The 21,126-nt window shown below is 54.9% G+C and carries 20 protein-coding genes and 5 tRNA genes; 10 read left to right on the forward strand and 15 right to left on the reverse strand.

The genetic code is table 11. From position 1 onward, the window contains the following. Positions 1-7: 7 nt before the first annotated feature. From OF385_RS08910 to OF385_RS08945, 8 genes are all read right to left on the reverse strand, one after another. On the reverse strand, positions 8-604 hold the full coding sequence (locus OF385_RS08910) for an ATP-dependent Clp protease proteolytic subunit (RefSeq protein ID WP_028268560.1): 597 nt from the start codon (positions 602-604) through the stop codon (positions 8-10). A 247-nt stretch (positions 605-851) separates the two neighbouring features. Beyond that, a complete protein-coding gene (tig, locus tag OF385_RS08915) occupies positions 852-2,183 on the reverse strand; it encodes a trigger factor (protein ID WP_255164459.1) in 1,332 nt (443 codons plus the stop codon). Between the two features lie 87 nt (positions 2,184-2,270). Beyond that, a tRNA-Pro gene (locus OF385_RS08920) sits at positions 2,271-2,345 on the reverse strand. Positions 2,346-2,502: 157 nt separating this feature from the next. Further along, a tRNA-Pro gene (locus OF385_RS08925) sits at positions 2,503-2,577 on the reverse strand. Between the two features lie 140 nt (positions 2,578-2,717). Further along, positions 2,718-2,792, reverse strand: a tRNA-Pro gene (locus OF385_RS08930). Between the two features lie 459 nt (positions 2,793-3,251). Then, positions 3,252-3,325, reverse strand: a tRNA-Gly gene (locus tag OF385_RS08935). 195 nt (positions 3,326-3,520) lie between these two features. Continuing rightward, on the reverse strand, positions 3,521-4,480 hold the full coding sequence (locus OF385_RS08940) for an Fpg/Nei family DNA glycosylase (protein WP_264275077.1): 960 nt from the start codon (positions 4,478-4,480) through the stop codon (positions 3,521-3,523). Between the two features lie 2 nt (positions 4,481-4,482). Further along, on the reverse strand, positions 4,483-4,956 hold the full coding sequence (locus tag OF385_RS08945; RefSeq protein ID WP_264275078.1) for a ribose-5-phosphate isomerase: 474 nt from the start codon (positions 4,954-4,956) through the stop codon (positions 4,483-4,485). A 286-nt stretch (positions 4,957-5,242) separates the two neighbouring features. On the opposite strand from OF385_RS08945, the gene pepN reads away from it, so the two are divergent. From pepN to OF385_RS08960, 3 genes are all read left to right on the forward strand, one after another. Further along, positions 5,243-7,783, forward strand: coding sequence for an aminopeptidase N (gene pepN, locus OF385_RS08950; RefSeq protein WP_264275079.1), 2,541 nt, complete (start codon positions 5,243-5,245; stop codon positions 7,781-7,783). Positions 7,784-7,882: 99 nt separating this feature from the next. After that, on the forward strand, positions 7,883-8,377 hold the full coding sequence (locus OF385_RS08955; protein ID WP_264275080.1) for an OsmC family protein: 495 nt from the start codon (positions 7,883-7,885) through the stop codon (positions 8,375-8,377). Then, positions 8,370-8,870, forward strand: coding sequence for a globin (locus OF385_RS08960; protein ID WP_264275081.1), 501 nt, complete (start codon positions 8,370-8,372; stop codon positions 8,868-8,870). The genes OF385_RS08955 and OF385_RS08960 overlap by 8 nt, the downstream gene beginning before the upstream one ends. Before the next feature lie 63 nt (positions 8,871-8,933). Here the strand turns inward: OF385_RS08960 and OF385_RS08965 are convergent, their stop codons facing one another. Beyond that, positions 8,934-9,593, reverse strand: a complete 660-nt coding sequence (locus OF385_RS08965; protein WP_264275082.1) for a hypothetical protein — start codon at positions 9,591-9,593, stop codon at positions 8,934-8,936. A gap of 172 nt (positions 9,594-9,765) precedes the next feature. Here OF385_RS08965 and OF385_RS08970 point away from each other — a divergent pair, with 172 nt between their 5' ends. Beyond that, the gene (locus tag OF385_RS08970) at positions 9,766-10,656 is read left to right on the forward strand and encodes an acyl-CoA thioesterase (RefSeq protein WP_264275083.1); all 891 of its coding nucleotides are present in this window, start codon (positions 9,766-9,768) and stop codon (positions 10,654-10,656) included. Between the two features lie 31 nt (positions 10,657-10,687). On the opposite strand, the gene OF385_RS08975 is transcribed toward OF385_RS08970, so the two are convergent. Both OF385_RS08975 and soxR read right to left on the reverse strand, forming a co-directional pair. After that, on the reverse strand, positions 10,688-12,424 hold the full coding sequence (locus tag OF385_RS08975) for a 2Fe-2S iron-sulfur cluster-binding protein (RefSeq protein ID WP_264275084.1): 1,737 nt from the start codon (positions 12,422-12,424) through the stop codon (positions 10,688-10,690). Between the two features lie 83 nt (positions 12,425-12,507). Continuing rightward, positions 12,508-13,002 (reverse strand): redox-sensitive transcriptional activator SoxR, encoded by a 495-nt coding sequence (gene soxR, locus OF385_RS08980; RefSeq protein ID WP_264275085.1) that lies wholly within the window; start codon positions 13,000-13,002, stop codon positions 12,508-12,510. Positions 13,003-13,138: 136 nt separating this feature from the next. Here soxR and OF385_RS08985 point away from each other — a divergent pair, with 136 nt between their 5' ends. Next, a complete protein-coding gene (locus OF385_RS08985; protein ID WP_264275086.1) occupies positions 13,139-13,642 on the forward strand; it encodes a flavin reductase family protein in 504 nt (167 codons plus the stop codon). Between the two features lie 70 nt (positions 13,643-13,712). On the opposite strand, the gene ettA is transcribed toward OF385_RS08985, so the two are convergent. The 3 genes from ettA to OF385_RS16740 all read right to left on the reverse strand — a co-directional run bounded on the left by ettA (position 13,713) and on the right by OF385_RS16740 (position 16,448). Next, positions 13,713-15,395 carry an energy-dependent translational throttle protein EttA gene (gene ettA / locus OF385_RS08990; RefSeq protein ID WP_264275087.1) on the reverse strand — a complete coding sequence of 561 codons (1,683 nt, stop codon included), beginning with the start codon at positions 15,393-15,395 and terminating at the stop codon, positions 13,713-13,715. Between the two features lie 113 nt (positions 15,396-15,508). Next, on the reverse strand, positions 15,509-15,958 hold the full coding sequence (locus OF385_RS08995; RefSeq protein ID WP_264275088.1) for a single-stranded DNA-binding protein: 450 nt from the start codon (positions 15,956-15,958) through the stop codon (positions 15,509-15,511). Between the two features lie 256 nt (positions 15,959-16,214). Next, positions 16,215-16,448 carry a hypothetical protein gene (locus OF385_RS16740; protein ID WP_413467958.1) on the reverse strand — a complete coding sequence of 78 codons (234 nt, stop codon included), beginning with the start codon at positions 16,446-16,448 and terminating at the stop codon, positions 16,215-16,217. A 350-nt stretch (positions 16,449-16,798) separates the two neighbouring features. Between OF385_RS16740 and OF385_RS09000 the strand changes: the two genes are divergently transcribed. Both OF385_RS09000 and OF385_RS09005 read left to right on the forward strand, forming a co-directional pair. Continuing rightward, a tRNA-Arg gene (locus OF385_RS09000) sits at positions 16,799-16,875 on the forward strand. A gap of 264 nt (positions 16,876-17,139) precedes the next feature. Beyond that, a complete protein-coding gene (locus OF385_RS09005) occupies positions 17,140-18,357 on the forward strand; it encodes an MFS transporter (RefSeq protein ID WP_264275089.1) in 1,218 nt (405 codons plus the stop codon). Here OF385_RS09005 and OF385_RS09010 read toward each other — a convergent pair. Continuing rightward, positions 18,354-18,800: an Lrp/AsnC family transcriptional regulator gene (locus OF385_RS09010; protein WP_264275090.1), complete on the reverse strand. Its 447-nt coding sequence runs from the start codon at positions 18,798-18,800 to the stop codon at positions 18,354-18,356. The two genes, OF385_RS09005 and OF385_RS09010, sit on opposite strands and share 4 nt — an antisense overlap. A 153-nt stretch (positions 18,801-18,953) precedes the next feature. Here OF385_RS09010 and OF385_RS09015 point away from each other — a divergent pair, with 153 nt between their 5' ends. The 3 genes from OF385_RS09015 to OF385_RS09025 all read left to right on the forward strand — a co-directional run bounded on the left by OF385_RS09015 (position 18,954) and on the right by OF385_RS09025 (position 21,123). Next, complete coding sequence (locus OF385_RS09015; protein WP_264275091.1) at positions 18,954-19,676, forward strand: LysE family translocator; 723 nt, start codon at positions 18,954-18,956, stop codon at positions 19,674-19,676. Between the two features lie 149 nt (positions 19,677-19,825). Beyond that, positions 19,826-20,515 carry an energy-coupling factor ABC transporter ATP-binding protein gene (locus OF385_RS09020; protein WP_264275092.1) on the forward strand — a complete coding sequence of 230 codons (690 nt, stop codon included), beginning with the start codon at positions 19,826-19,828 and terminating at the stop codon, positions 20,513-20,515. Beyond that, on the forward strand, positions 20,512-21,123 hold the full coding sequence (locus OF385_RS09025; protein ID WP_264275093.1) for an energy-coupling factor transporter transmembrane component T family protein: 612 nt from the start codon (positions 20,512-20,514) through the stop codon (positions 21,121-21,123). The genes OF385_RS09020 and OF385_RS09025 overlap by 4 nt, the downstream gene beginning before the upstream one ends. Positions 21,124-21,126 lie beyond the last annotated feature (3 nt).

Below are 21,126 nucleotides of genomic sequence, written 5' to 3' on the forward strand. Positions count from 1 at the left end.
AGTTCGACTACTGACGCTCTACGCCGCCACCACCGGTGACTGAACCGGCGTGCTTTGCGATCTGGTCGAAGAAGCCGTAGGCAAGGCCCTCTTCTGCGGTGAACCACTTGTCACGCTGGTTATCGATCAGGATCTGCTCAACAGTCTGTCCGGTCTGCTCAGCGGTCAGGTCGCTCATGACCTTCTTCATGTGCATGATCAGCTCAGCCTGGATCTTGATGTCCGAAGCGGTACCGCCGATGCCCCCCGAAGGCTGGTGCATTAGGATGCGTGCATTCGGAGTCGCGAAGCGCTTGCCCGGGGTGCCCGAGGAAAGCAGGAACTGCCCCATCGATGCAGCAAGGCCGGTGGCCACGGTAACAACGTCATTCGGGATGAAGTTCATCGTGTCGTAGATGGCCATGCCTGCAGTGATCGAACCGCCCGGCGAGTTGATGTACAGGTAGATGTCCTTCTCAGGGTCTTCTGCCGAGAGCAGGAGCAACTGCGAGCAAATTGCGTTCGCATTGTCGTCGCGGACTTCGGAGCCCAGCCAGATGATGCGCTCCTTGAGCAAGCGGTTGTAGATGTAGTCATCACGGCTGGCCGGATCGACGGCTGCCATAGTAGGAGTGCGCGAATCATTTGACATGTTCTCTACCTCTTCCAAACGTGTAGATCAGATTCTGGAATTTCTGTTTCTAATCCCAAAGCTGCAACTGGTTACTTTGAGATTACTTACTTCAAGGCTTTCATGGGGCGTTTCATGCCCTTGTTTCGCTCACGGCGCATGATGCACGCCGGCAGCGAACAAAAATGGCCATTGGCCGCCTTTTTCAAGGCAGCCAATGGCCATCAGAGTCTCGAAAAGACTACTTAGCTTCTTCAGCTTCAACTTCAGCGGCTTCTTCTTCGCCCGCTGGCTTCACGAAGGAAGTCAGGTCAACAGCGGCACCGTTGGAATCGGTGACGGTTGCGAATTCAAGAACCTTTGCCAGTGCCTTGCGGCGGCGAACCTCGCCCATGAGCATTGGAACCTGGCCGGCGCCGTCCAGCATCTGCGCGAACTGGTTTGGCTCCATGCCGTACTGGCCGGCGGTCTGAACGATGTAGTCGATCAGTTCGGACTGCTCAACGCCAACTTCCTCAGCGTCTGCCACAGCATCCAGGATGATTTCGTTCTTGAAGGCACGCTCGGTGTTCTCGCGAACCTCTGCACGGTGCTCTTCGGTGTCGTGATCATCTTCAGCGTCTGGGGCATTGAAGTGCTGCTCGATCTGCTCGTCGATGACCGAAGCAGGAACTGGAACCTCTACCAGTTCAACCAGCTTGTCCAGAACCAATTCGCGGGCTTCTACGCCCTGCTCGACGATCTTGCCCTCTGCAGCGTCCTTGGCCAGGTTTTCGCGCAGTTCAGCAATGGTGTCGAATTCCGAAGCAAGCTGTGCGAAGTCATCATTTGCTTCTGGCAGTTCGCGCTGCTTGACGGCGTTGATAACGACCTTTACAGTTGCTGCCTTGCCGGCGTGCTCGCCGCCGGCCAGGGTGGTTTCGAAGGTCGCGTCTTCGCCAGCGGACAGGCCGGTAACAGCCTCGTCCATGCCTTCAAGCATATTGCCGGAACCGATCTGGTAGGACAGGCCTTGTGCGGAGTCTACTTCTTCGCCGTCAACCGAAGCGGTGAGGTCAATGGTAACGAAGGAATCGGCAGCTGCTGGAGCTTCAACTTCCTTCAGGGTGCCGAAGCGGCCACGTAGGTCGTCGAGAGCCTTCTCGATGTCCTCGTCAGCAACTTCCTTGGCTTCAACAGAAACTTCGAGGCCCTTGTAGTCCGGCAGCTCAACCTTCGGACGGATGTCAACCTCGAGGGTGAAGACCAGCTGGCCTTCGCCTTCCTTCTCGATCGAAGGCAGCTCGGTGATGTCGACCTCTGGGCGGGACAGTGGGGTGAGTTCATTCTCGACCATGGCCTGCTGGTAGTACTCGTTCAGACCTTCGTTTACTGCGGTCTCGATGACGTAGCCACGGCCAACGCGCTGATCGATCAAGCGGGAAGGAACTTTGCCCTTACGGAAGCCTGGGATCTGAATCTGCTGAGCGATGGTCTTGTACGCCTCATCGACGCGGGGCTTCAGTTCCTCGTAAGGAACTTCAACGGTCAGCTTAACCCGGGTCGGGTTGACGTTTTCGACGGCGCTCTTCACAGCGTTGTACTCCTGAGTTGTTTAATATTAGGTCTAATCTGCAAAAAACCCCGCAACATGGTGGCGTTGCGGGGTTGTTCGACAGAGTCGGGGTGACAGGATTCGAACCTGCGACCTCACGCTCCCAAAGCGCGCGCTCTAGCCAAGCTGAGCTACACCCCGATTAGCAGTGAACAGTCTAACCCGAGTCATCCTGTATCCACTAATCGTTTGTGATGCTTACTAGTTACCTTTGACAGTTTTTAGTGATCACAAGATCTAAATAATATTTAGCTCTCAATATTCATGATCAAGAATTCAAGGATTCCCTCACACAAAGTCGGGGTGACAGGATTCGAACCTGCGACCTCACGCTCCCAAAGCGCGCGCTCTAGCCAAGCTGAGCTACACCCCGATTAGTCAGCCGCACTGTGCTTTCGCATCAGACAATGCCTAACCGTTAGTTGATGAATCAGGAAATTTGCTAATACCCTGATTCAGTGAACCCAATTCCTCGGATTCAAAATATGGCTGAATTTCAATTCTTCCATAAAGTCGGGGTGACAGGATTCGAACCTGCGACCTCACGCTCCCAAAGCGCGCGCTCTAGCCAAGCTGAGCTACACCCCGATGAAGTTCGTAAAACCTTACTTCATCTGGACATTCCGTCCCGCGTTCAACCCGGGAATCAATTGTTTCCCGTGCTGATCACAAGAAACTAAGTTACACGTGTTCGAACCAAAAGCAAAATCGAACCTCCACCATGTCGTGGCCCGCAGAGGGTCAAATCTCTTGAATTTCCGGTAATCACAAGGTTGATTTGGGACGGTTTGCTGAGATAAGTGAGTTGAATAACAGGAACTTTCCAGCTGCGGCCTCAGATTTGACCGCAGATCCCGAAAGACTTGAACCCCATGGAGCGCCCTGCCAGGCGCCAAGACCCTACAACCACGGCGAGATTCCCAGTGCGCAAACGACCGAAGTTCGCAATTGATGCGCCGGCACTTTCGGCACTGCGGGTGGGCTCGCCACCAGATCCGAGATTCGCACGAACAGCAAAAGACCCCGTATCTCTACGGGGTCTTTCTTTGGAGGGGATGACGGGAATCGAACCCGCGTAATCAGTTTGGAAGACTGAGGCTTTACCATTAAGCTACATCCCCATTTCGAAGCATCTGCGCTTCGAACAAGATCGAGTCTAGACCATAAAAGATGCGCTTTGCAAATCGGCCATTCCCAGCCTCACTTGGAGCCTCTTGATTAGCATTTAGATAGGGCAACTCAAAGCTATACACGCCGGAGAATTCAGGGGAAATGTATTCTTCTGATCTCATTTGCGACGTTCGGCCCCAACTTATTCATTTTGCGCGCGGCATTTTCTGGCATCTAGGGCACCAATAGAGTTTTCTGGCCGCAATTTCGGCCATCGAAATTATTCCTGCGCAACGACGGCACCTCAATCCTTGGCGCTGGTATACGTAATATGCGTTATCTGGCCACAACGGCAGCCCTGGCTGCCGGTCTTCAGTGCGAGTAGTGATGATTTTTCCATCCCGGACTCCGTCTTCCATGACAGAGACAATATCCAACCAAAGTTGTCGAACTCTTCGCGCCGATAGTTGATTTGCAGGAAGTTCAGGCGAAACTCTATTGCGAAACAATGCCTCGGCACGGTAGATGTTGCCAACACCGCTGATCACATTCTGATTCATTAATGCAACCCCAATGGCAGCCTTGGTACGGGACAGATTCATGCGGAACTGCTCGTACCCGGCTTCGACCGTGTCCGCAGCATCACCAAAGTCAGCCTTGGACTTCATGCCGTAAAAGACCTGCGCTGCGCTGGCTAGTGGATCTGGCCCTAACTTGCCCAGATGTATTTGCACCTGGCTGTAGTCCAGCACTTCGCAGGCGGTGGGGCCGCGCAAATCGGCCCAACCGTGTTCTGAGACTATGCGGGCGCGAACGGCACCAACTGGATCCGGGGGCCCTGCGTACAGTTCATGCTCTGCTTCAGCAGTTACTTCTCTTTCGCCGATCTTGCGCGGGGCCCCGATCGACGAGGCGCCAGAAAAATGCCGGTCTCCACCGAAGCTAAACGCCCCGTATAACCCAAGATGCACGCGGAGGTACAAATCGTTGGAGAACCGGCAAAAAAGTTGCTTGCCCTTCGCGAAGGACTGCTCAAGTTGCTGCCCATCAATACGAGCAGCGCCGGCACTGAACCTTCCTTGCGGCGATGAAACCTGCACCCTTTGCCCGCCAAAGACATCGTCAATCTGGCGGGCCAAGCGGTGAAGGGAATGTCCTTCTGGCACGACTAGTCGATAACTTCGCCAGTGGTTTCGTAAGTTGCGATCTTCCCGATGCGGCGAGCGTGACGCTCTGCATCACTGAATGGTTCCGCCAGGAAGGCTTCGATAAGCTCCGCGGCTTCCTCAACCGAGTGCTGGCGACCACCCACGGCAATGACATTGGCATCGTTATGCTCACGAGCAAGCTTCGCAGTATTAAGGTTCCAAGCCAGTGCGGCACGAATGCCTTCGACCTTGTTGGCGGCAATCTGCTCGCCGTTACCCGATCCGCCGAGAACAATACCCAGCGAGTCCAGTCCTGCCCGCCGATCTTCAACTACAGCTTTGGCTGCATTGATGCAGAATGCAGGGTAGTCGTCTTCCGGATCGTAGGCCTGCGGACCATGGTTGATCATTTCGTAGCCCTTGGCGGTCAAGTGCTTCACCAAGTAATCACTCAGTTCAAGTCCGGCATGGTCAGTGGCGATATGCACGCGCATAATCTGTAGCCTCTTTTATCTGGGAGGGGTCAAATACTTCCTCATCTAGCTTAGCGATCTCAACTGACGCAGTTGCAATATAGCGCTGCGCTGGCTGAATTTTTACGCCTAAGTCCCGTGCGGTGGACCCAAAGTGCCTTGCTTTCGGCCGAAATCCAAAAATTGAGTAAATTGATCTCTGAGATGACTTGCTTTACACCCCGTTGCCAGTGACACAATATACAAATATTCAATATCCGTTTCATAACTGCCACGGATGTAACCCTCATGAAGAACTGGAGACCCCATGCCAGGAATGAACCTCACTCGCGCCGAGGCTTCGACTCGCGCCGAACTGCTCAACGTCGACAGCTATGAAGTGAATCTGGACCTTACTCGGGGCGAACGTGTCTTCTCGTCGAAGACTACGGTGCGTTTCAGCGCAACTGAGGGTTCTTCCACGTTTATTGATGCTGTAACTGATTCGGTCCGCTCCATCAATCTCAATGGCTTGGAACTTGATCCAGCAGAGGTCTCGGACGGCATTCGCATCCAGCTGCCGAATCTAGCCGCCCATAACGTCTTGACCATCGACGCCGACGCGCTCTACATGAACACTGGCGAAGGCCTTCACAGGTTCGTAGACCCCGTCGATCAAGAGGTCTACCTATACACCCAGTTTGAAGTCGCTGACTGCCGCCGCATGTTCGCAGTGTTCGAACAGCCGGACCTCAAAGCTTCCTTCCAGTTCACAGTTACTGCGCCAAAATACTGGAACGTTATCTCCAACGCACCCACCCCAGAGCCGGAAGAACTCGGCGAGGCAGCGACGTGGGCCTTTGCCCCTACCCAGCGCATCTCCTGCTACATCACCGCGTTGATTGCAGGACCCTACCAAGTCGCTCGTGATTCGCTCGTGTCCTCCAGCGGCCGCACCGTCGAACTGGGCGTCTTTGCACGAGCATCCATGATGGAATACTTGGACGTCGACAACATCGTGACGATTACCCGCCAGGGATTCGAGTTCTATGAGAAGAACTTCGGTACTCCCTACCCATTCGAGAAGTACGACCAGCTCTTCGTTCCGGAATTTAATGCCGGCGCCATGGAGAACGCTGGCGCTGTGACATTCCTCGAAGAGTACGTGTTCCGTTCCCGTCCAACCGGTGCCATGGTCGAACGCCGCGCCATCACCATTCTGCACGAACTGGCACATATGTGGTTTGGCGATCTGGTGACGATGAAGTGGTGGAACGACCTGTGGCTGAATGAATCATTCGCTGAGTTCATGTCCACCCTGGCCGCAGCCCAGAACACCGAATTCACCAGCGCCTGGACAACCTTCAACACGCTGGAGAAAAACTGGGCCTACCGCCAAGACCAGCTGCCTTCGACGCACCCCATCGTTGCCCCGATCAATGATCTCGAAGACGTCGAGGTCAATTTCGACGGCATTACCTATGCCAAGGGCGCCAGCGTGCTCCGGCAGCTGGTTGCATTTGTTGGCCAGGAAGAATTCATGGCCGGCGTGCGCGAATACTTTGCCAAGCATTCATGGTCCAACACAGAGCTGCCGGACTTGCTCAATGAACTGGAGGCATCCAGCGGCCGTGATCTTAGCGATTGGGGCGCGCAGTGGCTTGAGACGTCCGGCGTTAATACCCTGACGGCAGACATCGACACGGACGCATCTGGAGCCATCACCTCATTCACCATCCGCCAGACAGCGATTGATGAGTACCCGACGATTCGCCAGCATCGCCTTGCCGTAGGCTTCTACAGCCTTGATGAAGCAGGAGCGTTGAAGCGAGTGCACCGCGAAGAGCTGGATATCTCGGGCGAGGCGACTGCAGTGGATGCCTTGTCAGGCCTGCAGCGCCCGGACCTCGTCTTGCTCAATGACGACGATCTGACCTATGCCAAGATCCGCCTGGATGAACTCTCCCTGGCAACCGCCACCGAGCACCTCAAGGACTTCGAGGAATCCCTGCCTCGGACTTTGGTTTGGTCGGCAGCCTGGGACTCCGTGCGCGACGCCGAGGCACCAGCTCGCATCTACGTTCAGCTGCTGCTGAACAATATAGGCTACGAGGCCGATTCGACGGTCATCATGGTCCTTCTGCGTCAGCTCAACACCTCGCTGGATAATTACGTTGCCTCCGAGCACAGCGCCGATCTGTCAGTTCAGGCAGCGGACCGGCTTTGGCAATTGGCCAACGAGGCGCAGGCCGGTTCCGACGCCCAGCTGCAGCTGGCGAAGGCCTTCGCGCATCGTTCACGCACCGCTGAACAGCTGGATCGCGTTCAGGCCCTCTTTGACGGAACGCAATCGCTGGATGGTTTGGCCATCGACACCGACCTCCGTTGGTCTTTGGCAATTGCGCTCAGCGCTGGCGGCCGTCTTTCAGATGAACAGATCGATGCCGTGTTGATGAACGACGATACTGCCAAGGGCAAAGCCTCCTGGTACACCGCCCGCGCCTCGCGACCTACACCTGCCGCCAAGAACGAGGCCTTCGAAGCGGCCACGTCCGCCACCCTGTCCAATGACCAGCAAAGCGCAATCATTGCCGGATTCAACAATGTGCACGACGCATCGCTGATCTCGGATTACACCGAAAAGTACTTCGGGCTGCTGATCAAGTCGTGGGAGACTTTCTCCCACGAAATGGCAAAGCAGATTGTGCTCGGCTTCTACCCGAGCTCACAGGTCTCCCAACGGACCTTGGACCAGACCGAGGCATTCCTTGGATCACTCGGTGAGAAGCACCCCGCGCTTCGTCGCTTGTTGACCGAATCGGCCGCGGACGTCCGACGTGCGCTGGCAGCACGACGTGCTGATGCCTAGTCCAAGGCCATAGCCGGCACGGCGAACATTGGGGCGCACCCGTGAGCAGATCACTCTGCCGGGTGCGCCCTAACGGTTTAAAGATGCAAGAATAAGGCTATGGATCTGTCACGGCATGAGTATCACATCAGTTTGGAGTGGACAGGCAACCGGGGCACGGGGACCGACAGCTACCGTGGTTACGGTCGGGACCACGTGGTGCGTTCCACTGGATTGCCGGATCTACCGGGCACCGCTGATCCCACCTTCCATGGCGACAAAGATCGCTGGAACCCGGAGCAGCTATTGCTTGCGGCACTGAGCCAGTGCCATATGCTGTCCTATCTGCATTTGGCAGTGAACCACGGACTCACAGTAAACGGCTACCGCGATTCAGCCGATGGTCTGCTCCGGCTGAACCGCGACAATAGCGGAGAGTTCGTTCAGGTGGTTCTGCATCCTTCTGTAAGCTTGGCGGACGAAACCCAACGTGAGCTTGCCGACTCTCTTCATGCAGAGGCGAACAAGGTATGCTTCATCGCCAGATCCGTGAACTTCCCAGTCCTTCATGAACCAGTCCTTCCGAATCATTCCCGAGGAAACAATAATGAGTGAACACCCGCAGATCCCGCATAGCGTCAGGCAGGATCCGTTCAGCAAGCCTCTCGTCCTGGGCCCATCCAGCCAAGAATTCCTGGATCTTGCCAATGAGCCGGTCGATGCATCGCAGTACCCGGGGACGTTTTACCACGAGGTTGGCGGCCGTGAAGTCTTCGCGAAGCTGACTAAGAACTTTTATGATTCAGTCGCCGAGGACCAGGATTTTCGCGCCATGTACCCGGAAAAGGACCTTCACCCGGCACAAGTCAGGCTGCAATTATTTCTTGAGCAGTACTGGGGCGGACCAACTACCTATTCAGAGCATCGCGGCCACCCCAGGCTGCGGATGCGGCACGGCAACTTCACCGTGAATTCGCACTACCGCGACGTATGGCTTGGCCATATGAACAAGGCCATCGATCAGCTGGAGCTTCCACCGCTGCAGGCCGAAACCCTCAGGGATTATTTCGAGCGTGCGGCTCATTCCATGCTCAATACCCCGGATTAAGCGCCCCGTAAGGTGATTGGCTGGAACCTCAAGAGGTTTCAGCCAATCAGTTCTAAATGGTACTCACCCAAGCAATGAGGACTGTCGCAAAAGAGCGTGGCCTCGGCCATTGCTTACCCTGTGCCAGGAACCCTGCTTAAGAATCCTGCTTTCGCCGTCATGGGACAGGAATCCGAGGGCATGCATGGCAAAAGCTGCACCCATAGGTAGCCCCGGACTCTGATCGTCCATTGCCGAGGACCAAATACGTTGACGGATCTGAGTGATGACTGGTTTTCCAGGGTTTTCAGGCAAAGCCTGTGCCACCGCATCGATGCCAGTTTGTGCTGCCGATGACAACGCCTGGTCCGAAATAACTCCTGCTTCTTCCCATCCTGACATTGGGACAGAAATACCAGCCCAGCGTGCAGTAGCTTCTACTGGTGGCAGAGCGAATTCAACTGAGAACTCCCCCATGCGGGCTAAACGATCTTGAATCGACGACATCGAAAAGCTCGCATTGACTTCTGCCGGCTGGGCCAGGCGATGCACCCTCATGCCCAGTATCGTGTATTGTCCTTGACCGAGTTCAGCAGGAACTAATACCGGTACGTAAACAGCTAGCGCGGTCCCCCTCGCAACAAAGAGTGCTGCATCATCTTCTATAGTTTTTGCCCGACTAATGAAGTTCACAAGATCACTTACGGAATTAGCATCGTCAAAAATCAATACATCGCTTGCCATGGACCAATGTTCTCACGCTCCGGCAATGTGACCTTGTGGAATTAGCTGATGGCGTGATGTTTGCTAGAAAAGTCGTATAGATTACCTATGAGCGGAGAAATCATTCGACAATATTACTTTCAAGTAATATTTGTTTTGGTTCTACCCCACAGCACTTCAAGGAGTTTAAACCGTGACCGGAGACCTTGGCACCACCCAGGTATTGCTTGATCTTCTAGCGCTAGACGGAGACAACGAGGCTCGTACCGACGAGGACGTTTTTGTTGGACAGACGCCTACGCAGAATCGCCATCGCGTATTCGGCGGCCAAGTACTGGCACAGTCGATCATGGCAGCGACGCGCACGGTCGATGAAGTACGTGTCGTGCACTCATTGCACGGCTATTTTTTGCGCCCCGGCGACCCGAACCAGAACATCACATTCGGCGTACAACGCCTCAGGGACGGTCGATCCTTCTCGGCACGCCGGGTTCATGCCTACCAGAACGGCGAGCCAATCCTCTCGATGATCGCTTCCTTCCAGGAACCGTCGGAAGGACTGGAACATCATGATCCAATGCCTATCCAGGCCCCGGAGCCCGAGTCGCTTCCAACTACAGCGGATGTCGTCGGGCACTTGAATCATCCGGTCGCCAAGGAGTGGGCTTTCGAACGCCCCTTCGACGTTCGCCACGTGACTGAGCCAATCTATCTTGTCGGAGACAAAAACCAGGTAGCAGATAGCGCTGTTTGGCTCCGCACAACCTCGGCAATGCCAGACGATTTGGCGTTGCATCGCGCTGCTTTGGCCTACGCCAGCGACTACGTCTTATTAGAGCCCATATTGCGTGCTCATGGCTTAGCTTGGGTGCATCCAGGACTGAGCATCGCCAGCCTAGATCACGCCATGTGGTGGCACCGGGACTTCAGGGTCGACGAGTGGCTGCTATACGTCCTCCACTCCCCTTCCGCGTCTTCAGCGCGCGGCTTGGGAACAGGCCAGTTCTTCAATCGCGACGGACAGCTTGTGGCAACCGTCGCCCAAGAGGGCATGATTCGATTGCCAGAATTCGGCAAAAAATAGTATCACCCGAAGATTTTCCTGATATCACCGGCTAAATTTCTAGCTCGATGGGTTCCGCTGGAACAGATACGCATGTCAGTACCTGTCCAGCGGAAACCGAAGCACTGGGTTCCATCGGGTAGGTCACACTCCCCTTGAGCAGCCTGACAGAACACTGGCCACACGATCCGGCCCGGCAAAGGCTTGGCGCATCTACGCCTGCGGATTCGAGGGCCTCCAACAACACTCCATCTTCTGGCTTCCAAGTAAATTCAGTTCCAGAATCTCGGCAACTGACTTCTGCGGCAGGCAGATCCTTGAAAAGCTGCGCAAGGTCAGTTTGTGGAGAGGCGAACATCTCACTATGGATATTCTCGGGCGGTATTCCTAGCGCAGCGCACAAGTCATTCACTGACCGGGTGAATCCTTCAGGTCCGCAAATAACGACGCTGTCACAGGCCTCGACAACGCTGGCGATTTCTTCGCTAGTCGGACGCCTTATCGAACTGTCGTAATGATGGTGCCGTACTTTGGCGCTCAGTGGTTCCGAAACTTGCACCGCGCGATCGCTCAGTTGGCTCGGCAGGCCTCGTTCAACATGCAACATGCGAAGCTCTTCAACAAGCGAGGCATTTTCGCAGTCGCGAAGCAATCCGAGCACCGGAGTGATTCCAATACCCGCGGTGACTAAAGCGGTTTTCCGACGCAGAACATTGGCTGCGGTAGTCGTGCCATATGGTCCTGAAACCAGGAGCTCGTCCCCCGCGCGCAGCGTTGCCAGTCGTTGAGAGACAGAGCCCTGTACCCTCACTGCAATCTTCACTGCTCCGTTTGCCACGGAGGTAATCGTGTAGTTGCGCCACAAGGGATCAGCGAAATGAACGCGTAGGTATTTCCCGGCTTCGTCGTGCTCGCTAAACCAATTGAACGCATCACTAAGGGTGAGTTCTACGATTTCTGAACCATGATGAACAGCATCCAGTACGGTGGCAAACCGCGGAGAACGTTTGGAGGGAACGAGATGCTTTTCCTCGGCGCTCATATCGCCAACCTCGATGGAGGACCCAACACTCAGCGTGCCAGAAGCAAGAACAGTGCCATAGATGCCGCAATGCAGGTGCCCAAAATGTGTTGCCAATAGTCGAGGTCCATTTGTATCAACCTCGGTGGTGTCCGGATTCACCGATGTGGCTGAGCACCGCTCGATGGATTTCGTGATGGCAATTTTCACGTCCCCTATCCGCAAGACTTTGCCAATCAAACCGAACTCGGCAAATGCCGGCAGCCCTTCAATAAGGATGTTGCCACGATACCGACGTGGGTCGAGGTCAATCTTCCCTGCTTTGGAAAGTTGCTTGACCGTATTTGGATTGATCAGGGAAATCCCGGACAGCTGAGAATCAAACATGCCCCCTGGCGTTGAGACCACTTCACGTCGGTGAGATCCTTGTGTTGGTAGATGCGAGGAAAGATATTCTCTCAACTCGATGCGTCCGTCCGGATGCGAAGAGTCGAAGGTCAGCGAATCATTCGAGGTCGCACCAGGAGCCGAAACAGTAATCATCGGTGGCTCTGACTTCACAGACCACTTTTGCAAGCTCTTGTCGTTCTTCAGGATAGTGAAGCCTAGGCAGCTGCTCCATTCACCGTCGGAGACGTCAACCGTGCCGTTGGAAAAAGCCACGCTTCGATCGCCAAGCAGTCCGCCGCCTTCGTGAACCGGCGCTGACTCGATTGATTCTCCAGGCAAGCCTTTGACGGGGAAACGGAACAACTGATCGATTCTCATGTTCCAAGTCTAGTTACGGATGTCTACCGCAAACGACAAGATGAACGGCTAGGCCTGGATTCTTTCATAACTAATCACCAGGCCTATTCACTTGATTCATCAGAGTCAAGGCGTCTCGCGCCGGCGCCCTGTCGGGAGAGCCGGTCATCCGGATTCAGAAGGTTGCACGCCTGCATCGAGAGGCAGCCGCAACCGATGCAGCCCATGAGTCGATCTTCCAGCTCTTCGATTGCTCGTCGACGAGCTTCTAGGACGAGTTTCCAATGTGCGGTAGCTCGAAGCCAGTCCTCCTCGGACGGCAAGCGATCCATTGGAACCGGAGCCAGAGCCTCCTTAATATCGCTAAGCGCAATGCCCAATTGCCTGCCTACGGTGATCAATGAAATTCGGCGAAGCAAGTGCCTAGGATAACGACGCTGGTTTCCTGATGTCCGCAGAGAGGCGATGAGTCCAAGCTCTTCATAATAGTGAAGTGCAGAACGTGCGACCCCTGTACGTTCGCTGACTTGGCCAATAGACAGGAGTTCCTCTGCGGGTTTTTCCTGTGGCTTTTCGGCATCGTTTGATATGCGAATCATCACTCTCCCTCCGCTTGACCTCAAGTTCGCTTGAAGTCTTAGTGTTGAGGTTATCAGTGTCGTTGGTGAGAACTGAAGAAACTCTCACATCACCTGCCGGGCTACGTATTTCTGTTCGGCTTGAAGGAGCTATTGGATGAGCCAATTATCAGATGACTTTCGCACCGCGTTTCGCCATCATCCAGCCGGAGTGGCACTCATTACCGCAACAGTCGACGGACTGCCCTACGGATTGACGATTTCATCTTTGGCTTCCCTGTCAATTGATCCAGTGGCCGTTTCGTTTTCACTTGCAAAGGAGTCAGGTGCCGCAGGCGCGGTATTGGCAGCACCAAGTTTCATCATCCATATGCTCTCTGAAGAGCATGAAGAACTGGCAAATAATTTCGCTCTGCCAGGTGCGCCGCGATTCACGGAGGACCAGAATTTCCGATTCCTTCCGACCGGCGAGCCCTACTTTGCCGATGCCCCAATTGCTTTCAGGTCGACCATTCACTCGTCTATCAGCGTGGGAAGCTCTCGTTTGATTGCTGCCGAAGTCCACGAGATCCTCCACGGGGCTCCACAACAGCATCTTGTGCACCAGAACCGGCAATATGTCAGGCTTTCGAGCCTTCTTGCGCCAATTTATCAAGACTGACTCTACTTTTTGGACTAGTCCTTAAAACAGCGATGGCCGCCAAAATTGGCGGCCATCGCTGTTTCGTTTCCTAGTCGCGAGTCAGGCGGCGGTGGGTGACTCGATGCGGCTTCGCAGCATCGACACCCAAGCGCTCAATCTTGTTCGCTTCGTAGGACTCGAAGTTGCCCTCGAACCAGTACCAGTTTGACGGGTTTTCTTCTGTGCCCTCATAGGCGAGGATGTGGGTAGCCACGCGGTCCAGGAACCAACGGTCGTGGGAAACGACGACAGCGCAACCAGGGAAATCAAGTAACGCATTTTCCAGCGAAGACAGGGTTTCAACGTCCAAGTCATTAGTCGGCTCATCGAGAAGCAAAAGGTTTCCGCCCTGCTTCAACGTCAACGCCAGATTCAAGCGGTTGCGCTCACCACCGGAGAGCACGCCGGCCTTCTTCTGCTGGTCTGGTCCCTTGAAACCGAACGCGGAGACATAGGCGCGAGAAGGCATTTCAACCTGACCCACGTTGATGTAATCCAGACCGTCAGAAACAACTTCCCACAACGACTTGTTTGGGTCGATATTTTCACGGTTCTGGTCAACGTAGGAAATCTTTACGGTTTCGCCGATCTTCAGCGAACCGCTATCAAGCCCTTCCAAGCCGACGATGGTCTTGAAGAGGGTCGACTTACCAACACCGTTGGGGCCAATAACACCGACGATGCCATTGCGTGGCAACGAGAATGACAGTCCGTCAATCAGTACGCGATCGCCGAAGCCCTTCTTCAAGTCGCTAGCTTCAATCACGACCTGGCCCAAACGCGGGCCTGGCGGAATCTGGATCTCTTCAAAGTCCAGCTTGCGAGTACGCTCTGCTTCCGCAGCCATTTCTTCGTATCGAGCCAGACGTGCCTTGGACTTGGTCTGGCGGCCCTTGGCGTTGGAACGAACCCATTCGAGCTCTTCAGCCAGTCGCTTAGCAAGCTTCTGGTCCTTCTTGCCCTGTACCTCCATACGTTCGCGCTTCTTCTCCAGATAGGTGGAGTAGTTGCCTTCATATGGGTGCAGGCGACCACGGTCAACTTCACAGATCCACTCGGCGACGTGGTCCAAGAAGTAGCGATCGTGGGTAACTGCGAGGACGGCGCCTGGGTAGGCAGCAAGGTGCTGTTCCAGCCAAAGTACCGATTCTGCGTCCAAGTGGTTGGTCGGTTCGTCCAGAAGCAGCAAATCCGGCTTCTGGAGCAACAACTTGCACAACGCTACTCGACGACGTTCACCACCAGAGAGGTGAGTGACCATCTCGTCACCAGGTGGGCAGCGCAAAGCGTCCATAGCCTGTTCAAGCTGATTGTCGATGTCCCAAGCATCAGCAGCGTCAATGGCTTCCTGAAGCTTGCCCATCTCTTCGAGCAGCGCATCGAAGTCGGCACCTTCTTGGGCCATTTCTTCTGAAATCTCGTTAAAGCGAGTGATCTTCTCGTAGATCTCCCCAACGCCCTCTTGGACATTGCCCAGAACGGTCTTTTCCTCGTTCAGTGGTGGCTCCTGCATCAGGATGCCAACCGAATATCCTGGCGAGAGTCGTGCCTCGCCGTTGGACGGGGTATCGAGACCCGCCATGATCTTCAAGATCGTTGACTTACCAGCACCGTTCGGACCTACAACACCAATTTTGGCGCCAGGGAAGAACGACATGCTGACGTTGTCAAGGATGACTTTGTCACCAACGGCCTTGCGAGCCTTGGTCATCGTATAAATGAATTCCGCCATGCCCTTAAGGCTAGTCGGTTAGAGGGGTCAATTCCGAATTCTCAACCAACTATTTTGGGTGGGCGGTGTCCGGTTTCACAGGAATGACCCGAACACCGCCAATCTGCCTAAATTCATGCAGCTTGATCGTCGCCTTTGGTCCAGCTTCCTTCAGTTTCCGTCGTCGGGTCCTGATGCGAGATTCGATCAAAATCACCGGTGTCGTTGCGAACACGGGCGAAGGAACTCGTGCCGAACCGCAAATCATGTCCGATGCTGTATGCCTCGATATCCGCGCTGTTGCCTTTGGACCCATCCGCGCGTTCGAATTCACGAATTTGAAGTTTGCCAAAGACCATCACGTGATCGCCCTGAGCCAGCGATTCCATGGTGTTCTCAGCAAGGCCCCTAAAGGCTGAAATTGAATACCAATTCGTGGGCCCATCAACCCACTGCCCCGACTCCTGATCCCTCTTGCGTTCATGAGTCGCAGCTCGAAATTTCAACACCGCCACCCCTTTGGCCGTCACGGTCAATTGCGGATCCGTGCCCACAACCGCACGGATAGTCACCAGATCGCTCACTCGTACCACTCCTTTGTTTTCCTTACGCCAAGGAATCTTCCTGACGTTGCTGTCCATGGTGGCTCACGGACAGGAAAGTCGATTCATGGTTGTAACGAGTTGTGGAGATCGACCGTCTACGCATTCCGTCGACGGGCCGCCGGGAATAGTACGCGTGCGATGAGCGCCCCTGGCGCAAGTCAACCGGTCCAACCCATGGTGAATGATTAGTTGGAATTAAGCGATGCGCCAACAGTCATGATTTTCGAAGTCAGGCCTACCGGGCATTGAACATTCCATGAGCGAGTCCAGCTTGCCAGATTGAGTGGCTGCAAATTCGAATCCGCCCGAGAAATGCCCGGAACAAGATGCAGGCGCGGCGAACATCGCGAGCACTCCCCCAAACTGGTGCCAGCGGAACGCTGCGTGCAAGCAGGATTAGCGAAGCATGCGAAAGAGGCCAAACCACGTCTGATACAAGGATGGCCGCGTATTTTTCGAACCGCAGCAATCGGGACCAGACCCAACCGCGTTATCCGATTTCTTCTCCGACGATTTCATAGTCCATAAGCTGGTCCCGCGAAGGATGGCAAGCCCGTGTCCCCGAGCAAAGTCATAGCCAGAGCGGCCACCACGCTTCGGGTTGAACATCATCATCTACGCGATAGTTGTGACAGCCGGCTCCTGCAGCCCTTCGCCGAACCATATCGGTGAAGCTGCGCTGCAACCAAGCAACAGGTCCAGCGCCACGACCAGCTCGATGCTCTGACAGCTATCAAATCTCAACTTTGGCACTCTTCGCGCCCTACTGACCTCAACTCGTACTTTCAGCGGGCAATAAGCTAAACTATTTTCGGTCATGCCTCCGTAGCTCAGCTGGATAGAGCAAGAGCCTTCTAATCTCTAGGTCGTGGGTTCGAATCCCGCCGGGGGCACCATTCTCAAGACTGCTAATCTCGTGCTTTTCACGTGGTTGGCAGTCTTTTTTCTTCCAAGTTTTCCGCCGATCCGGCGCCATAAATTTGCGCCGAAACCACGGTAAAGGCCCCGCGAATCAAAGCTCCTGCCTGTACAGAAACTGGGCATCACCGCCGTATTCTCTCAAAAACAAGGCAAATCCAACCGTCTAGTAACTTAGATCTCCAGAGTGAGATAAACTCTAGGCACTATAGAAACCGAGAGGGAACAGGGAAAACTTTCAGATGACCCAGCCGGTCGCCACCAGAGCGCGACTCTTGCCCACTGAACGCACCAGCATCAACCTAATATTCTTCCTTGCAGGATTATCATTCGCTTCCTGGGCAGGAAGGCTATCGATCATCGATGATGTACTGGGGTTCTCCGGCCTAGGTCTCGGTTCATTCCTTCTATGCATGACGTTGGGCACCCTGATCGGCTTGTCGATTATCCCGACCATCAGCAAATATCTGCCCACCAAGCGGCTCCTCTGCGTCCTTCCCCTTGGTCTGGCCTTATGCCTGTCTGTCCTCGGTGTCGCCGTTTCATTGACGCAGAGTACATGGCTCGCATATCTCACGCTCTTCATTAATGGCATCACTTTCGGGTGCCTCGACATCATGATGAACGTCAGTGGTGCAAGAATCGAACGCAAACTCGGTCGTAGCATCATGCCCTCGTTGCATGGCTTTTTCAGCCTAGGCTCATTGGCCGGGGCAGGGCTCGCAACGGCCACGATTGCCATGCACGTGCGCAGCATCTGGCACTTTGCCTTAGTTTCTGTCTTGCTCGTCGTACTCGCATTTGTTGCCCACTTGGGCTTGAGCGAATGGGGAAATGAAAACTTCGCTGAACTGGCGAAGGAAAAGTCAACGGGGGCTTCCAAGCCCGCAGGTAACCTCGGATTGCTCCTGCTGCTTGGACTCATGGTGGCCGGCCTCAGCTTCACGGAAGGTGCCGCCAATGACTGGATTGCAGTCGCAACCGTAGACGGCCACGGACTGGAGCACAAGGAAGGCGCACTCATGTTCACCCTGTTCGTGGGTGCCATGACTATTGGGCGATTCCTTGGCGGGCATTTGGTCGACCAGCTGGGACACAAATACACGCTGCTTTTCATGGGAACCATAGGTCTCGTCGGCGTCACGTTGTTCATCGTCGGGTCGAGCCCGAACTTGATCGGACTAGGTTCAGCCATGTGGGGCCTGGGCAGCTCCCTCGGATTCCCCATTGGAATGAGCATCGCCGCTTCGCGCACTGAGCGCCTTGGTCCGAAGGCCGTCAGCATCATCAGCGCTTTCGGTTACGGAGCAATGCTCGGCGGTCCGCCGCTGATCGGTTTTATCGTCGACGGAGTGGGTCTGCCTCAGGCTCTGTGGATCTGCGCAGGTATTCTCGTGGTTTCCCTTTTGCTCACCCCGCGCGTCAGCCGCCCGCCCAAGCTTGCCGATCAGGCGGGCTAAACGGGGAGCACCGCTCGCTCTTTGATATTGCGCATCACTATCGTGCTAGTCAGTTTCTCAACGCCGGGCAGGCCAACCAGGACTTCGTCGTAAACATGCTGATAGTGGCTCAGGTCTTCGGCGAACACGCGCAATAAGAAGTCAGGCTCCCCGAATAACCGCTGGGCGTCGACAATCAAGTCCTCTTGTTCAACCGCAAGCTCGAACTCTTTGAGCTGCGCTCTGTCCCTCAGCGTCGCGAACACAAGTGCCTCGAATCCCAATCCAACCCGCTCCGGGGCAATTATCGCTTGGTATCCAGTGATCACGCCTGAGCGTTCAAGCTCTCGTATGCGACGGTGGCAAGGAGCAACTGATAGCCCGATTTTTGCGGCAAGGGCCGTGGCGCTGATCCTTCCGTCGAGCTGCAGTTCGGAAAGTATTGCTCTATCCAATTCATCCATAGTTTCAGATTACCGCACAAAAAAGTTGCGTGTTCTATTCAGATTTGACGTTTTCTTTGCGTGATTTTCCGGCTTTATCCAAGAATTGGCAAACACATTTGGCGTCGATTTCCCTAGGGTGGAGACAGTATCAACTTGTCCCAAAGGATGGCCATGGATTTCGCTCAGCTAACAGCTTTTCTCCTGATCTCGGTCACTTTGGCATGCACGCCCGGCGCAGACTGGGCCTACATCATTTCTTCGGCATTGCGGAAGCAAAGCTACCAGCCCGCTGTCTGGGGACTGCTCTCCGGATACCTCGTTCACACTGCATTATTGGTCTGCGGGATCGCAGCGCTCGTCGACAGCTCGCCAACGGTGCTCATTTGGCTGACCGCTGCAGGATCGCTCTACTTGTTATGGCTCGGAATTTCGACGCTTCGATCGAGCAAGACGGCATCCTTCTTCGAGGTTCCAATCGAAGCGGTAGCTGACGAAATCGACGTGCAGAAACCAGATCGAGTCGACAGCTTGGGTGGCGCGGAGAGCGGGCCTGTGGCTCTGGCGGCCGCGACCGCACAACGGATTTCGCCACGCAGCTCTTTCCTCAAGGGCTTGCTGACAAGTGGAACCAACCCCAAGGCGCTGCTCTTATACGTTGCCCTGATCCCACAATATCTGGATCCCGCAACGAGCCTGCCTATGCCAGTTCAAACAGGCATGCTCGGACTGACCCACTTCTGCGTTTCCATCGCTGTCTATTTCACGGTGGCTATCGCAGCACGCGCTCTGCTTCGCTCCAGGCCTCTAGCCGCACGCATTGTGACACTTCTTTCCGGAATCATCATGATCTTCTTGTCTCTTGGCCTGGTTTTCGATCAACTTTTCGTCGCCTAGAAAATTCATTGAACACTGATCAAGACAATTGAACAGTGATCAAGTATGCTCTTAATCGATGGTGAATCAACCATCGATCAAAACGGCCTCGGTCAGCCAGCAAACGTTGCTGCGCCGCCGGGAGCCTTGAGTATCGCGCTGGAGCTTTTGTGGAATTACCCTCAATCCGATTGGAGAACGTCTTCGTTCGCTACGATAACCGAGATGTGCTCCGGCAGATCAGCATAGATCTCAACGAAAAGCGCATCGGCATCATCGGAGCCAACGGCGCAGGCAAAAGCACCTTGTCCCGCCTGCTCAATGGACTTGTACTCCCAACCGAGGGAACCGTACACATCGGTGAGCTCACCACTCGAGAGCACGCCAAGCAGATCAGGCGCCAGGTGGGATTCGTCTTCCAGAACCCGGCAAATCAGATCATCATGCCAATCGTTTCCGACGACATCGCATTCGGGCTGAAGAATTTGTCCTTGCCCAAGCATGAACGGCAAGTGAGAGTCGCACAGACACTCGGTGAGTTGAACATTTCCCATCTAGCTGATCGCGAGAGCCACACGCTCTCGGGCGGTGAACAGCAAATGGTGGCGCTCGCATCGGTGCTGGCCATGCGCCCGCAAACAGTAGTGTTCGATGAACCGACAACGATGCTGGATTTGCGCAACCGACTGGCGTTCCAAAAAGAGATCTCCAAGCTCTCGCAACGGGCAATTGTCGTGACTCATGATCTGGAAATACTCGAAGATTTCGAACGTGTCCTTGTCGTCACGGATGGGACCGTTGCCTTCGATGGTCCACCGGCCGAAGCGATCGCCCACTATCGCCAATGGAGCCACGCATGATCGCGGCGAACAACACCTCCTATCTGGCGCGGATCAAACCCGGCTGGAAGTTTGGCGCTCTGCTCGTCCTGAGTATCGCGCTCTACCTCATCACATCCTGGATAGTGCTGCTCGCACTATTTGTTTTCAGCGCTGCGATCCTGCTTTCTGCGCACGTAGACTTCAGACAGCTACGCCTGCCGCTGATCTCGATAACGCTCATCCTCGGTGTAGTTTTCATCCTTCTTGGACTGCAGACCGATTGGTTGAATGCCTTGCGTTCGGTGTTGAGGCTTCTGACCATGTGCCTCTTGGCGTACGCGGTCAGCCTTACCACGAAATTCGAAGCGATGCTGGAACTTTTCCAACAAGTAGCCTCCCCCGTTCGCTTCATTGGTGGGAACCCGGCACAAATCGCTTTGGCGTTGTCAATGACCATACGCTTCATCCCTGAGCTGAAAAAGGTCTATATTGAGGTTCGTGAAGCCCAGCACGCCCGGGGCCTGGCCAACAACCCCCTGGCAGTTACAGTCCCGCTTGTCATCCGATCCTTAAAAATCGCCGATGAAACCGCAGAGGCGCTGGATGCCCGCGGCTACGATTCCGAGCCCGCCAAACGCCGATTCTGAGCA

The sequence above is a fragment of the Glutamicibacter sp. JL.03c genome, from assembly GCF_025854375.1.
In the GTDB taxonomy this organism is placed as follows: Bacteria; Actinomycetota; Actinomycetes; order Actinomycetales; family Micrococcaceae; genus Glutamicibacter.

What these genes read in the sequence shown, in the direction of transcription:
- OF385_RS08910 (WP_028268560.1), bottom strand. Translation starts at nt 604, where the DNA reads ATGGCAGCCGTCGATCCGGCCAGCCGTGATGACTACATCTACAACCGC.
- soxR (WP_264275085.1), bottom strand. Translation starts at nt 13,002, where the DNA reads ATGATTCGCATATCAAACGATGCCGAAAAGCCACAGGAAAAACCCGCA.
- OF385_RS08955 (WP_264275080.1), top strand. Translation starts at nt 7,883, where the DNA reads ATGGATCTGTCACGGCATGAGTATCACATCAGTTTGGAGTGGACAGGC.
- OF385_RS08975 (WP_264275084.1), bottom strand. Translation starts at nt 12,424, where the DNA reads ATGAGAATCGATCAGTTGTTCCGTTTCCCCGTCAAAGGCTTGCCTGGA.
- OF385_RS09015 (WP_264275091.1), top strand. Translation starts at nt 18,954, where the DNA reads ATGGATTTCGCTCAGCTAACAGCTTTTCTCCTGATCTCGGTCACTTTG.
- OF385_RS08945 (WP_264275078.1), bottom strand. Translation starts at nt 4,956, where the DNA reads ATGCGCGTGCATATCGCCACTGACCATGCCGGACTTGAACTGAGTGAT.
- OF385_RS08985 (WP_264275086.1), top strand. Translation starts at nt 13,139, where the DNA reads ATGAGCCAATTATCAGATGACTTTCGCACCGCGTTTCGCCATCATCCA.
- OF385_RS08960 (WP_264275081.1), top strand. Translation starts at nt 8,370, where the DNA reads ATGAGTGAACACCCGCAGATCCCGCATAGCGTCAGGCAGGATCCGTTC.
- pepN (WP_264275079.1), top strand. Translation starts at nt 5,243, where the DNA reads ATGCCAGGAATGAACCTCACTCGCGCCGAGGCTTCGACTCGCGCCGAA.
- OF385_RS08965 (WP_264275082.1), bottom strand. Translation starts at nt 9,593, where the DNA reads ATGGCAAGCGATGTATTGATTTTTGACGATGCTAATTCCGTAAGTGAT.
- ettA (WP_264275087.1), bottom strand. Translation starts at nt 15,395, where the DNA reads ATGGCGGAATTCATTTATACGATGACCAAGGCTCGCAAGGCCGTTGGT.
- OF385_RS09025 (WP_264275093.1), top strand. Translation starts at nt 20,512, where the DNA reads ATGATCGCGGCGAACAACACCTCCTATCTGGCGCGGATCAAACCCGGC.
- OF385_RS09010 (WP_264275090.1), bottom strand. Translation starts at nt 18,800, where the DNA reads ATGGATGAATTGGATAGAGCAATACTTTCCGAACTGCAGCTCGACGGA.
- OF385_RS09005 (WP_264275089.1), top strand. Translation starts at nt 17,140, where the DNA reads ATGACCCAGCCGGTCGCCACCAGAGCGCGACTCTTGCCCACTGAACGC.